General features: G+C 60.4%; 11 protein-coding genes. 5 read left to right on the forward strand and 6 right to left on the reverse strand.

Features of this window, described 5'->3' with window-relative positions:
- Window positions 1-46: 46 nt before the first annotated feature.
- Window positions 47-1114 (reverse strand): hypothetical protein, encoded by a 1068-nt coding sequence (locus QM007_RS04320; RefSeq protein WP_283490711.1) that lies wholly within the window; start codon window positions 1112-1114, stop codon window positions 47-49.
- Window positions 1115-1267: 153 nt separating this feature from the next.
- Here QM007_RS04320 and QM007_RS04325 point away from each other — a divergent pair, with 153 nt between their 5' ends.
- A complete protein-coding gene (locus tag QM007_RS04325; protein ID WP_283490712.1) occupies window positions 1268-2149 on the forward strand; it encodes a hypothetical protein in 882 nt (293 codons plus the stop codon).
- A gap of 28 nt (window positions 2150-2177) precedes the next feature.
- Here QM007_RS04325 and QM007_RS04330 read toward each other — a convergent pair whose 3' ends face one another.
- From QM007_RS04330 to QM007_RS04345, 4 genes are all read right to left on the reverse strand, one after another.
- Entirely contained in the window at window positions 2178-4769 is a 2592-nt protein-coding gene (locus tag QM007_RS04330; RefSeq protein ID WP_283490713.1) for an ABC transporter permease, read from the reverse strand.
- A gap of 1 nt (window position 4770) precedes the next feature.
- Complete coding sequence (locus QM007_RS04335; RefSeq protein ID WP_283490714.1) at window positions 4771-5520, reverse strand: ABC transporter ATP-binding protein; 750 nt, start codon at window positions 5518-5520, stop codon at window positions 4771-4773.
- A gap of 150 nt (window positions 5521-5670) precedes the next feature.
- Window positions 5671-6348: a response regulator gene (locus QM007_RS04340; protein ID WP_283490715.1), complete on the reverse strand. Its 678-nt coding sequence runs from the start codon at window positions 6346-6348 to the stop codon at window positions 5671-5673.
- Window positions 6349-6405: 57 nt separating this feature from the next.
- The gene (locus tag QM007_RS04345; RefSeq protein ID WP_283490716.1) at window positions 6406-7653 is read right to left on the reverse strand and encodes a sensor histidine kinase; all 1248 of its coding nucleotides are present in this window, start codon (window positions 7651-7653) and stop codon (window positions 6406-6408) included.
- A gap of 123 nt (window positions 7654-7776) precedes the next feature.
- On the opposite strand from QM007_RS04345, the gene thrC reads away from it, so the two are divergent.
- The 4 genes from thrC to QM007_RS04365 all read left to right on the forward strand — a co-directional run bounded on the left by thrC (window position 7777) and on the right by QM007_RS04365 (window position 11986).
- A complete protein-coding gene (gene thrC / locus QM007_RS04350) occupies window positions 7777-9204 on the forward strand; it encodes a threonine synthase (RefSeq protein ID WP_283490717.1) in 1428 nt (475 codons plus the stop codon).
- A gap of 98 nt (window positions 9205-9302) precedes the next feature.
- Window positions 9303-9653, forward strand: coding sequence for a hypothetical protein (locus QM007_RS04355; RefSeq protein ID WP_283490718.1), 351 nt, complete (start codon window positions 9303-9305; stop codon window positions 9651-9653).
- 65 nt (window positions 9654-9718) lie between these two features.
- Entirely contained in the window at window positions 9719-10777 is a 1059-nt protein-coding gene (locus tag QM007_RS04360) for a 3-isopropylmalate dehydrogenase (protein ID WP_283490719.1), read from the forward strand.
- A 111-nt stretch (window positions 10778-10888) separates the two neighbouring features.
- Window positions 10889-11986 (forward strand): branched-chain amino acid aminotransferase, encoded by a 1098-nt coding sequence (locus tag QM007_RS04365; protein ID WP_283490720.1) that lies wholly within the window; start codon window positions 10889-10891, stop codon window positions 11984-11986.
- A 96-nt stretch (window positions 11987-12082) separates the two neighbouring features.
- On the opposite strand, the gene QM007_RS04370 is transcribed toward QM007_RS04365, so the two are convergent.
- Complete coding sequence (locus QM007_RS04370; RefSeq protein WP_283490721.1) at window positions 12083-13774, reverse strand: ABC-F family ATP-binding cassette domain-containing protein; 1692 nt, start codon at window positions 13772-13774, stop codon at window positions 12083-12085.
- Between the last annotated feature and the right edge of the window lie 188 nt (window positions 13775-13962).

Raw genomic sequence — 13962 nt, forward strand, 5'->3', positions numbered from 1 at the left:
TCGCGCGAAAGGTGGGGGCCGCGTCCTTATACTTACACCCGAGAGGCTAGAACCAGCCAAGCTCAGTGACCTTGTAATAGACCATCTGCGATAGGGCAACGTAGCCCCAGCCGTTCAGATGGAAACCATCGGCGGCATAAAGGGTTGCAGGGATCTTTCCTTCGTCGTAGGCCTTTCGGTCATCGTCAGAAGACCAGACACCCGAGCCCGCCAGGGCACCGTAGCGCAGCCAGGACTCCTGGGTCGTCTCGCGCAGGTAGGTTTCCGGATTCATAAAACGTACACCGTAGGTCTGAGCAGCCCAAGCATTATAGTCGTTCACCTGCTTGGCCATGGTGGAGTCGTTACCGTCATGCTGGCCCCTGAAATGACCTAATACGATGGTACGTTCTGGAGCCATGTCATAGGCTCGCTGGGTATCATCCTTAATCTGCTGGGGTTGATTGAGATTATTACGACCAATTTGAATGACATGATATGAGGTGCGACTAATCATCTCTTGGTAGGACTGAACTACAGTGGCTCCATTGATAGGTGGAGCATAGATTTCATCGCCCGCGACAGCCCGAGTAAACACGTACTGCCCTTCAGAAGCGCCAGCAGACAAAACACCCGGTACCGCTCCGACGTAGCAGGGCAACTGAAGGGAAGAGCCCCAGCTCATGAGCGATTCGCCCGCAAGGGTTACATCAACTTGCCCAGACGCAGGAATCTTATCGTTGGGGAAGATGAGATGGCACCGATAGTGGCTAGTGCCCCTTCGTGCAGCGATGAGGGACGAGGTATCTCCACCACGCCCGAACTCTAGAACCGGGGCAGAGAGATAACTAGAAAGCAGCGCTCGTGGACTTGCATCAAAGCCTGCAGGCACTCCCTGGTCTGCGTGGGCTCCGTCGAAGGAGGAGCTACCCCACAGGGCCAGGGAGGGGCCGGTGACGGTGGGGTAGGTGAAATTTGAGGGGAAGACGCTGGCGGTTGCGTCTGCTGCGTGGGCGGTAGCGTTGATGGCTACGGTTCCTGCTGTGGTGGCAACACCGGCCACACCTGTGAGTGCGGCAAAGCGCATGAGGCCACGGCGGCTGGTCTGAAGTCCTTGATGATCAAGGGAGGTCATGGCGTTTGTAGTCTGCTTTCTGTGACGAGGTCGTCGTGGATTCATTCGATGATTGTGGTGATACTGCTTCTTCATAGTAGTTAGAATTGAGGCTGATTATCTAGGGAGGACGCCGTGTCATTACTTACGAACCGCTGTGTAAAAGGGCTCGCTGTGCTTGGTTGTTTCACAGCTTTAGGGTTGGCCGGGTGTTCTTCGCAGCCTCAGAACTTTGATGAGCTGACTGCTGAGACCGCTAAGACCGAGCATCTTGATGCTCTGCAGTCCTGGATTTTCCCGCCTGCTGAGGCTGAGTCTGCCCGTCGGGCTTTTGTGGAGCGCTGCGTGGCTGAAGCCGGTGGTAGCTACCAGGAGCCTGAGGTTGGGTTGACCTTGGACTCTGCGGTCTACACAGGCCGAACCACCGAGGAATTGAAAGCCTCGGGTTACGGTCAGTTACCTGCCGCAGAAGGCCGGGCTACCGCTAGCTTTGACCAGGCGGGGCTGGACGCCTATCTGGGGGAGGGCGGTGAGCCCTTTACCGTGACTTTCATGGAGTACTCCAGCGGTGAGCTCAACTCAGCTGGTTGCATGGCCCAGAGCTATGAGTACATCTATGGATCTGTGGAGAACGGCGTGAAAGCTGCCCTGCTGGCTCCCGAGTTCGCCCAGGCTATTGAGACCAGCCTGCGGGCCGATGAAAATTATCTGGCTCTGCAGGAGTCGTGGGCTACCTGCATGAAGGACGCGGGGTTTGGTCAGGCTTTGAGCACCGATCAGGCTGCCTATAGCTCTAGTTTGCTGGGGACCGATAGCGCGGAGAAGATGCTGCAGGCCGATATTTCCTGCCGTGAGAGCATTTCCTTTGACTCGTCGATGACCGACCTGAAGAACTCTTACTATGAGGCGGTCTACCAGCGTCTTGAGCAGTTCTCTGAAGAGCTCGAAGCGATTCACGCCACAGCTGGGGAGCGGGTCGCCACTGATAAGACCGACCCCAAGAACACCTCACCGGTGACGGTACCCACCCCCACTGCTAGCCCCACTGACAGCTAGAGAGGGGCGGACGCCCGCCCCTGCCCTGCTAGTTCACCTCCTGTAGGGCGGCAACCGGCGGTATGCGGGAGGCTGACCTAGCCGGGAAAAAGACCGTGGCCCAGGCCAGAGCAAGGCCACCTGCGATAACCGCTAGGTAGTGCCAGGCCTGCACGCTGTAGACCAGGGCGAAATTGTTGACAGCAAAAACCTGGAGCAGGAGCAGGGCGGTGATAAGGCCGGCTCCTGCGCCCCAGATGAGGGCGAAGACAGCCAGTAGCAGGGTTTCGTAGCTGACGGCAGCCTGCAATCGACGGCTGGAGAGGCCGTTGATGCGCAGTAGGGCGTAGGACCTGCGCCGCTGCTGGGTGCTCAGTAACTGGGTGTTGGCAAGTCCTACGAGCGAGACCAGCAGTGAGGCCGATAGAAGCCCCAGAACAGCCCAGAGAACTGAGCGCATATTATCCTGCACGCTGGCTTTTTCGGTGACTACGCCCGAAAACTCACCAGCGTCGAGGCCGGTGATTTCGGCGATGGGGTTGAGCACCGAGAAGCGGTCGCCCCAGCTGATACCGGGGTCAAAATCGGCTAGGAGCAGGCCTGCCTCGGTGTTCTCTCCGGTGGGGTCTACCAGGTCTGTGCCGCTGATGAGGTTGCCGTTCTGCGTGGTGATGAGGAAGCCGCGCAGCGTATCGGGGGTGATGCTGACGATGAGTTCTACAGCGTCACGGGTTCCCTCAATGTAGAGCTGCTGGCCCTCCTGAAACCCGAAGGAATCTGCATAGGCCTGGCTCAGCAGTACCGTCTGCTCTGTCAGCTTCTGGCCGGTCTGCTCACCATGCAGCTGGGTGAAGGTTTCGGGGTCTACGGAATAGACCGTTGTGCTGAACCAGCTATCAGACGAGGTCACCACACTACCCTGGGGCAGGGCCACAAGGGCAGCGTCCACACCGTCGAGCTGGGAAACCTGGCGTTGTATCTCCTGCAGGCGGGCAACGTCTGGTTCCTCAAGTACCGCTTCAACATCGTAGGGGTAGTTGCGGTCTAGTTCTGCCATGAAGCTCTGCTGCATGGTGGAATAACCGGTGAGGGCTGCGCTGACGAAGGCCGCACAGATAAAGACCATACGCACGGTCACCGAGGCGGACGCCCGTGATTGGGCGATATTGCTGTGGGCCAGGGCCGCGGTGGAGTAGGGGCGGGCAAAGACCCGGAGCAGGGCGATGCCCGGTGCGACGAGCAGGGGAGCTGCCACCACGAAGGTAAGGGCGGCCAGAACCGTAGCCAGCATGATGAGACCCGCATGGCTCTCCTGAAGCCCGGCTAGGGCGCAGACTACTGTAGCCAGGGTGAGAACTAGGCAGAGGACGATATAAGCCCAGGTGTGCCTGGCGCGGGGAGCATTCGGAAGCTCCTGGTAGCCATTGAGTGCCGCCACCGGCGGTATAGCTCGGGTTGCCCAGACCGGCTTGAGTACGGCGGCGAGGGTAACGAGCGTGCAGACCAGCATGGCGAGGGCACCCGCTAGCGGGTTAAAGGTGATGCGGCCACTTTCGTTGAAAACTAGAGCGGCAAGGTAGGCGGTGATGATACCTGCGAGGGATGAGAGTGCGCCGAGGGCTGCTGCCTCAACCAGGAGCATGCGCACCACCGCTAGGCGAGTAGCGCCGAGGGTTCTCAGCAGGGCCAGCTCACGGGAGCGGGCTGCCGCATGCAACTTGTAGGTGCTGGCGATGATGAAGGAGCTCATGAGGAGCGAGAGAGCCCCAAAGCCGAAGAGAATAGAAAGCAGGGCGGTGTATCTGCCCACTCCCTTGCCGACGTCATTTCTAATCTGTTCCTCAACTGACGAGACGGTAAGAGATGGGGAGTTGGCAAGAGCCTGCTTGAGCTCCGCTAAGGATGTAGAGGCGGGGTCTTTGAGTTTCAGAAGAACCTGTTCGTAGATGCCGTCGCTACTGTCCCAATAGGTCCGACTGCGTTCAATGTAGGTTTTTACTCCGGTACCCGGTGTAAAGACCATATCTGGTCCCGCTCTGTAGCCTGCGGGGCGTTCGTAGATACCGGTGACGGTGTAGGCCGCCTGGGGAAGAGACTCCATCAGGTCGGTCTGCTCGGTTATGGTAGAAAGATCATCGAGGACGACCGCTCCGCCCACCCCTACAGAGAGAGCTTCGGCTGCCCGGTCGGTAATCACTATCTGATAGGCAGACGTCGGTAGGCTGCCCTCTGTCAGGGAGTAGGGGAAGAAGGCCTCGGTTGGTATATCGGCTTGGGCGATGCTGTAGGTGCCACCTTCACTTTCACCTTGAGCTGGTAGGTAAATGACGGAGTAGGTAGCGACCAGCGTCCAGGTCGACTCGACCATGGGTAGGCTTGCTATCCGGTCGGCTTGCTCTTGGCTGAGATGGTAGTTAGTGATGTCCCCTTCGGAGAACCTATCGGTAGTTTCGACAACGGCATCGGCGGTGGAGTACTTCTGGCCTGATGCCTGCCTCACCTTGTCATAGAAGGAGGTATTGATGAGCAGAACGGATGTGAGAAAGAAGGCTGAAATCGCGATGCCGATGGAGGTCAGAGCAAAGCGCAGGCGGTGCTTGCCCAGGTTAGAAAAGGCAACGGTGCCCAGGGTCGTGGCCATGTTAGTCACCCAGCCTTGCGAGAGCTGAGAGCACACTAGTCTGGGTGGGGGCTTCGAGTCCGCCGGCTAACTGACCGTCCTTGAGCAAGAGCACCCGGTCAGCGTAGGAGGCCGCAAGCGGATCGTGGGTCACCATCAGAATGGTCTGCCCCTGCTCCCGGCTGGCTTGCTGTAGGAGCCCCAGCACCTCGGTACTGGTCGCCGAGTCGAGGGCGCCGGTGGGTTCGTCCGCAAAAATGACGGCCGGGCGCGGGAGCAGGGCTCGGGCGATAGCCACCCGCTGCTGCTGCCCACCGGAGAGCTGGGAGGGCAGGTGCTTGAGGCGGGCCTCAAGGCCCAGGGCGCGTACCAGCTCATCGCGCCAGATGGTATCAACCGCCATCTTGGCCAGCCCCAGGGGTAGCTCCATATTCTGGACCGCTGTGAGCGTAGGAATCAGGTTGAAGGCCTGAAAAATAAAGCCGATATTACGGGCCCGGAACTCAGCTAAGGCGGCGTCCTTAAGCCCCGTCAGCTCCACGCCCTTGACCTGTACGGACGTCTGCTCCCCGGGGTCGGGAGCATCGAGAGTTGCCAGGGTGTGCAGCAGGGTTGACTTGCCGGAGCCAGAGGGGCCCATGATGGCCGTGAACTTGCCCCGCTCAAAATCAATAGAAATGTTGCGCAGGGCGTGCACGGGGGATTCACCCGCGTAGGTTTTAGAAAGATTCCGGGCAGAAACAGCGATGGGAATAGTGTGTGAGGTGCTCATATACCCAGTATGGCAAGGCAGTGGGGCGGGGCACATCGCACTAGGGAGTGAAGCGAAAGGGGTGGGCCTCATACCCCGGTATGAGAATAGGTTCCGAAGACTCACAGTGAGCGTGAGCCTGCGGAACCTAATAATTTTCAGTATTGAAGGTTAAACCAGCCCTGCCTCGTAGGCAATAATTACTGCCTGCACGCGGTCGCGGGCCTCAAGCTTAGCCAGAATATGCGAGACATGGGTTTTGACGGTCGCCTCAGAAACAAAGAGCTGCTGGGCCATCTCACCGTTCGATAGGCCCTGGGCAATGAGCAAGAAGAGCTCTCGCTCGCGGTTGGTCAGGCTGGCGATTTTGTCGGCGTGCTTTTGGGGCGGCTGCTGGGGCGCGCCACCTGCCAGATGGGGAATCATCTGTTCGAGCAGCCGTTTGGTGGCGCTGGGGGCGATGACGGCATCCCCGCGCTGCACCGTCCGAATCGCCCCGAGAAGCTGCTCGGGCGGGGCGTCCTTGAGCAGGAAGCCGCTGGCCCCGCGTTGCACCGCGGCGTACACGTAGTCGTCGATATCGAAGGTGGTCAGCATAACCACCTTGACCTCAGAGTGGGCTGCGATGATAGCGCCGGTGGCTTCGATGCCATCGAGCACCGGCATGCGCACGTCCATGAGCACTACATCAGGCCCCAGCCCCGCAGCCTGCAGCTCGGCGACCAGCTCGATAGCCTGCTGGCCGTCCCCGGCCTGGGCCACCACCTGCATATCGGCCTGCGACCCAATCAGCATAGCCAGGCCAGAACGTACAAGCTGCTGGTCATCTACAAGAAGAACTCTAATCACGGTTTTACTCTATCGCTCCTGGCTATCATCGGTTGGCTGGTTCTTGTTCAAGTGGGTCTAGGGCACGAAAGGAATCTGGGCAAAAACCCTAAAAGACCCGTCGGCTAGGCGGCCGTAGTGCAGGGTGCCGTGGTACATATCGACACGTTCGCGCATACCCAACAGCCCCCGGCGGGCACCGGGCAGGGGCTCGGTGGGCTCGGCCTGGGGCAAGTTGGTGATGTCGATATCCAGGGTCTGCTTACCCTCGCTAATGGTGACGGTCACCAGGGAAGTGCCCGGGCAGTGCTTGGCCACGTTGGTCAGGGCCTCTTGCACAATACGGTAGATGGTCAGGTCGGCACCCTGCGGTAGTTTCTCCTCAACCCCCGATACCGTGCTAAAGCGCACCGGTATGCCCAGCTTCTGGGTTTGCTCAATGAGCTGGGGGACGTTGTGCAGGGCCGGGAGGGGCTCAACGGTGGTGCCCTCGTCGGTGCGTAGCACCCCCAACAGAGTACGCATCTGTTGCAGAGACGACCGCGCCGCCTCGGAAATCGTACCCAGGGCGGCGAGTTCCACGGGTTCATTTTGCGCGGACGCCCCCGCCCCGCTCCCAGCCTGCTGGGCAGCGGCAGCGTAGCGGGCGCCGTCCGCCTGGGCAATGATGACAGACAGCGAATGAGCCACGATGTCGTGCATTTCGCGGGCAATGCGGGCCCGCTCATCGAGGGCGGCAAGGGCCCGCTCCTGCTCGCGCTCGTGTTCTAGCTGGCGGTTGCGCTCAATCAGGGCCCGGTGGCGGTTCTCGCGAAGCCGCCGAGTATCGCCAAAGAACCAGGCGATAGTCACGATGGCCGCGCAGATAAAAGCAGCGGTCAGAGCGGTAACGTAGAACTCAAAAGCTGTGAAGTTGTAGACCAAAAAAGCGCGGGCAAAAACAAAGCCACCAACGAGCGAAGCAAGGAGAGCCGCCAGAAAAGTGCCAATACGGACTGGGCGCGAAAAATAGCGCACCAGATGGTAGACCATCACCGGGGCCGCCCACCAGGAGCCCACCGCAGGGTACTGAGCAGGAATAGTAACCAGCAGCGATACCACCACCAGAACCAAGACCAGGACCGGACGGGAATACCTGAAGTAGAGACTGGACGTAGCAACTAGCCAAGCAAGTAGGTAGATCAGTACCCAGGTACCCTCCACCATGGAAAGACCAAAGGCAAGCGTTATCACCAGGGTCAGTATCTGCCCCAGGGCAACAGCGATCGCATTGACCAGCTTCTTCCGGCGCTGGGTAGCGGCCAGTTCTATCTGTAGGGTATCCACCCTCCTAAGTCTAAAAGCCGCCCCGTCCCCGGGAAGGCGGCGGCGGGCATCCGCACCCCAAATTCATACCGCAGTATGAGCGCCTAGCACCACCGGCTGGGCAGTTTCGGTAGGCTTATACCCATGCAGTACATCTCAACCCGCGACACCACCCGCACCTCAGCTAAGTTCACCGATATTCTGCTCGGTGGTCTTGCCCCCGATGGCGGCCTCTACCTGCCCGAAACCTACCCCACCCTCGACGACGCCACTCTGACCCGCTGGCGTGCTGTACTTGCTGAGGAAGGCTACGCAGCCCTGGCCGCAGAAGTACTGCAGCTCTTCATCGACGATATTCCGGCTGAAGACATCAAGGCTATGACCACCCGGGCCTACTCCTACCCCAAGTTTGCCTCAGAAGAGATCGTTCCGGTGACCGAACTGGAACCCGGTATTCTGATCGGCCACCTGTCTGAGGGCCCCACCGCCGCCTTCAAGGATATGGCCATGCAGCTGCTGGGTGAGCTCTTTGAATACGAGCTGGGCCGCCGCGGCGAAACTCTCAACATTGTGGGTGCCACCTCGGGTGATACAGGTTCATCTGCCGAATACGCTATGCGCGGCCGCCCCGGCATTAAGGTCTTTATGCTCACCCCCGCCGGGCGTATGACCCCCTTCCAGCAGGCCCAGATGTTCGGCCTGGACGATGAAAACATCTTCAACGTCGCCCTCGACGGCGTCTTCGACGATTGCCAGGACGTCGTCAAAGCTATCTCAGCTGACGCCGCCTTTAAGGCTGACAATCGCATTGGTGCGGTGAACTCCATCAACTGGGCCCGCCTGATGGCTCAGATTGTCTACTATGTTTCATCCTGGATTCGCGCTACCGAAAGCAACGACCAGAAGGTTTCCTTCTGCGTGCCTACCGGTAACTTCGGTGATATCTGCGCCGGCCATATCGCCCGCCAGATGGGCCTGCCCATCGACCGCCTGATTGTTGCCACCAACGAGAACGACGTGCTCGACGAGTTCTTCCGTACCGGCGACTACCGGGTGCGTTCTTCGGCTGATACCTACGAGACGTCCAGCCCCTCCATGGATATCTCCCGTGCGTCTAACTTTGAGCGCTTTATCTATGACCTGCTGGGCCGTGACGCTGAGCGCACCGCTGATCTCTTTGGCCTCAAGGTACGTCAGGGCGGCTTCTCCCTGACCGATGACCCTGCCTTTGCAGAGGCGGCTGAGCGCTACGGCTTTGCCTCGGGCCGCTCAACCCATGCCGACCGCGTCGCTACCATCCGCGATGCCAACGAGCGCCTGGGAGTGCTGCTTGACCCCCACACCGCGGACGGCGTCAAGGTCGCCCGCGACTGGGCAGAGAAGGTGGATACCCCCATCATCTGCCTGGAAACCGCCCTGCCTGTCAAGTTCGCTGAAACCATCCTTGAAGCTACCGGCGCCGAGCCAGCTATCCCTGAGCGTTTTGCCGGCATTATGGACGCCGACCGCCACGTGATTGACCTGCCCAACGATGTTGAGGCGGTCAAGGAGCTGATTGAGAAGAACGTCTAACCGTTCGCTTATCTTTTGCAGAACCACATGCCTTGTTGAGCCCCGATTAAATTCTGGGGCTGGTGACAAGGCATGTGGTTCAGTTTTATAGTGTGGCTATGGAACAAGAAAAAGAGTTCTTTGCGGCGGTATTGCGCCTGGCCAAGCCCCTCACCCCAAGCGACCGTGAGTTGAGCGCCACTGAACGAGAGGCCGCAATTGCAGCCCTCACCGAAGCACAAGCACAACCGACCTGCGACTGCGGCACCTGCCTCACCTACAACCTGCTTTACTCGGGCGAGCCCATCAATGAGGACCTGCCCCGCACCTACCTGGCTGCACACACCAAGGACGGGGACGCGCTCGTCCTTGCCCATCTGGCTGGTGGCAGGCTTACCACTCTAGAAGTAGCCCCCACAGGCAATAAGCCGGTAGTGGCCCTACCAGCTACCGACCACCTCACACCCTAGATCAATATATGAAACCACCAGTCAAAATATGGGCAAAGCTGCGCTCGCAGGACTAGCCTTAAACCATGACTGAAAACAGCTCCATCAACCTGGCAGTAATCCCCGGCGACGGCATCGGCCCCGAAGTAGTAGCCCAAGCCCACCGCGTCCTCACCCGCGCCGCCGAACTCGACAACATCACAGTCACCTCCACCGAATACCCCCTCGGTGCAGAACACTGGCTCGCCACCGGTCAGACCCTCACCGAAGAGACCAAGACCGCGCTCGCCCAGCACGACGCCATCCTCTTCGGCGCAGTGGGAGCCGACCCACGCTCGTCCGCCGTGCCCAGCGGCCTGATCGAACGAGAAATCCTGCTCAACCTGCGTTTCTCCTTCGACCACTACATCAACCTGCGCCCCTCCCGCCTCTTCCCCGGCGCTGTTTCACCCCTGAGCAACCCCGGCGACATCGACTTCGTGGTCGTACGCGAAGGTACCGAAGGCCCCTACGCCGGTAACGGCGGTGTACTGCGCGCAGGTACCGACGCTGAAATCGCCACCGAAGTGTCGGTCAACACCGCCTACGGTATCGAACGCCTGGTGCGCTACGCCTTCGAGCTGGCCGCCAGCCGCGAGAAGAAAAAGCTGACCCTCATCCACAAGACCAACGTGCTGGTCAACGCTGGTGCCCTCTACAACCGCATCTTCAACAAGGTCGCCGAAGAATACCCCCAGGTCACCACCGACTACCTGCACATTGACGCAGCCACCATCTTCTTCACCACCAACCCCGCCCGCTTCGATGTGATCGTCACCGATAACCTCTTTGGCGACATCCTCACCGACCAGGCAGGTGCTATTACCGGCGGCATCGGCTACGCAGCCTGCGGCAACATCAACGCCGACGGTACCTACCCCTCCATGTTCGAACCCGTCCACGGCTCTGCCCCCGACATCGCCGGGCAGAACAAGGCCAACCCGACCGCGACCGTCCTGGCAGCTGCCATGCTCCTGCGCCACTTGGGCCATGAGGCTTCAGCTGCCCGGATTGAGCAGGCCGTTGAAGCTGACCTGGCCGCCAACCCCGGCGCGACCCGCGCCACCGACGAAATCGGCGACGCAATCCTTGCCCAGCTGGGCTAAGCCCCTGACCCCACCGAAACCCGGTGGGGTCTTGCGTAAGCTAGCTAACAGAGCGAAAGACCCTGGGGTACCCTAGATAAGAGACCCCACGACACAGTTTGAAGGATGAGCATGTCACTCGAATTCACCATCAACCGCAACCCCAACCCCGCCAGCGCCGAACGACGCGCCGAGATCCTCGCCGACCCCGGCTTCGGCAACTACTTCACCGACCACATGGTGCGCATTGACTGGCGTGGCACCCACACCGACGGCGGTGAATGGACCAACGCCCAGGTTTTGCCCTACGGCCCCCTGAGCCTGGACCCGGCGGCTTCCGTTTTCCACTACGGCCAGGAAATCTTTGAGGGCATCAAGGCTTACCGCCAGGCAGATGGGTCCATCACCACCTTCCGTCCCGAAGAGAATGCCTCCCGTCTAAATAAGTCAGCAGACCGCCTGGTGCTGCCCAACCTGCCCGAAGAACTCTTTGTTGAAGCCATCCGCCAGCTGGTCACTATCGACGTCGACTGGGTGCCCAGCGGTGACGGTGAATCCCTCTATCTGCGCCCCTTCATGATCGCCACCGAGGCTTTCTTGGGCATCCGCCCGTCGCACGAGGTCTCCTTCTTCATCATTGCGTCCCCCGCCGGTAACTACTTCGGCACCCCCAAGCCCGTCGATATCTGGCTTTCGACCACCTACGCCCGCGCTGGCGTGGGCGGCACCGGCGAGGCCAAGTGCGGCGGCAACTACGCGGCCTCTCTGGCCGCCCAGCTGGAGGGCGAGGCCAACGGTTGCAAGCAGGTCATCTTCAAGGACCCCAACCGCGATGACGCCATTGAAGAGCTGGGCGGCATGAACGTTTTCTTCGTTTACAAGGACGGACGCATCGTCACCCCCGAGCTGACCGGCACGATTCTGCGCGGTGTGACCCGTAAGTCCATCATCAAGCTGGCTGAGGATCGCGGCCACACCGTGGAGGAACGCAAGATTACCCTGAGCGAGTGGCGTGAGGGCGTAGCAAGCGGTGAGATTACCGAGATTTTCGCCTGTGGCACTGCTGCTGTGATTACCCCCGTGGGTAAGCTCAAGGCCGCTGACTTTGAGATTCCTTCGGCATCAGGTGCGGACGGCGGCGAGGTCACTATGGCCCTGCGTCAAGAGCTGGTTGGTATTCAGACCGGTAAGGTTGAGGACCGCCTGGGCTGGAACGTGAAGCTGGTCTAGTCTTCCTTTTTCCGGCTGCCCCTCAAGGGGACCAGATTTTCAAAAAAGGACCGCATATTTTGCGGTCCTTTTTTGGTTTTGCGGTCCCCTTGCTGGTTAGGTCAGGGCGGGCAGTGTCAGGACGCCCGTCAGGCCTAGTTGCGCGCAAAAGGCTTCGTCGTGACTGACGACCAGGAGGGCCCCCTCATAGGAGGCTAGCGCCTGCACTAGCCAGTCCACCGAGGCCATATCGAGGTTGTTGGTGGGTTCATCGAGAATCAGCAGCTGGGGTGCCGGGCTGGCCAAGAGGACGGTTGCTAGGGCCACGCGGAATCGCTCACCGCCGGAGAGTACTCCCACGGGCAGGTGCACCCGTTCTCGGCGGAAGAGCAGTCGGGCTAGGTCGTCGCGCACCTGCTGTTCGGTCAGCGTCGGGTTGGCTTCCATGACCAGTTGCAGCATGCTTTGGTCCTGGGGGAGGGCCAGCCGTTGGGGCAGGTAGCCGGTGTTCGCTACCCGGTAGTCGCAGGTGTAGCGAGCGGTGTCGGTTGCCTGGGCATCTCCCATAATTGCCCTCAGAAGGGTGCTCTTACCTGACCCGTTAGCTCCGGCCAGCCGCAGGCGCTCTGGGCCCTGGACAATCAGCCGCTCAGGCAGGGGAGTAGCCGCTGTCGCTCCGTCATCCGCCTGCTCCTGCTCACCCTGGTAGGGGCTGGCGTCCGCACTGGTACCCTGCCGTAGAGTTAGCTCCAGCACCCGCTTACCTGCTGGCACCTGGGTGCCGGGCAGGTCAAGATAGATGGCCTGGTCCTCGCGGATATCCCGTTCCCGGGCCTTCCGGGTTGCAGTAGCAGCGTCAAGTCTGCCCTGGTGGGTCTGCCGAACCTTAGCGGCTGACCGCTGGGCTGAGGAAGCAGCCAGCCCCATCGACATACGCGAGCCCCGCCGGTTAGCCTGGGCGGTCGCCCCAGCCCGGGCTGCGCGCGCCAACTTGGTTTCTGCCTCGATACGCTCCCGGTTTTCCTGCCGCTCAACCTGCTTGGCCTCGCGCAGGTGGCGGGCGGCAGCGTCCTGCTCGCTGTCGATGGCCTGCCGGTAGGCGCTGTAGTTACCGGTGAAAGAGCGCAGGGCCCCCTGCCTGAGTTCCAGCACTTCATCGACCCGCTCGAGTAGGTCGCGGTCGTGACTGACCACGAGCACGGGGCAGGGCAGACTGTCTAAGAACCGGTAGAGGGTGGCGCGGGCGTTGGCGTCAAGGTTGTTGGTGGGCTCATCCAATAGTAGGACGTCGGGGCGGGTGGCAACTAGGGCTGTGAGGGCTGCGGTGACGGCCTCGCCACCTGAGAGCATGCCGATGGTACGCCGCATGAGGGCGTGGGCGTCGGTAGTGGTTAGGGCGGGAGAGAAGCCGGACGCGGCCAGGGTAGCCTGGGCTTGCTCGGCGGCGTCCCAGTTATCACCGATCCGGTCGTAGAGCTCTTCTGAGTAGTCGCCGGCTTCTAGCACGGTGAGGGCGTCGAGGACCTCGGTGATAGCGAAGAGGTCGGCGATGGTGGTCTGCGGGGTGAGTCCTAAATCCTGGGGCAGGTAGGCGACGGTACCGGGCCGGCTGATGCTGCCACTCGTTGGTTCTAGGGTGCCAGCTAAAAGCTTGAGCAGGGTTGATTTGCCGGAGCCGTTATCGCCAATGAGAGCTGTAACCGGGGCACTGACAGCGCCGGTGAGGTTTTCAAAGCAGGGGGTGCCGTCGGGCCAGGTCAGGCTGAGGCTGTTAAAAGAAAGGTGGGGCTCAGATACGGAAATAGGCATGAGGGTGCGATCCATTCAGCGTCAAAGAGGTGAAGTGCTGAAAACCGCGGTGAGGGGTTTCAGCGTGGTCTAGAGAGCCGCTGAAAAATCCACTGGAATGCCTTCCCTAGGGGGGGGATATGCCGGTGTCAGTCTAGAAAAATATGATGGGTGCTGTCAATCCCTTACCCCTTCTAAATTTAAGGACT

This window comes from Rothia sp. SD9660Na (assembly GCF_030064065.1).
GTDB lineage: Bacteria > Actinomycetota > Actinomycetes > Actinomycetales > Micrococcaceae > Rothia.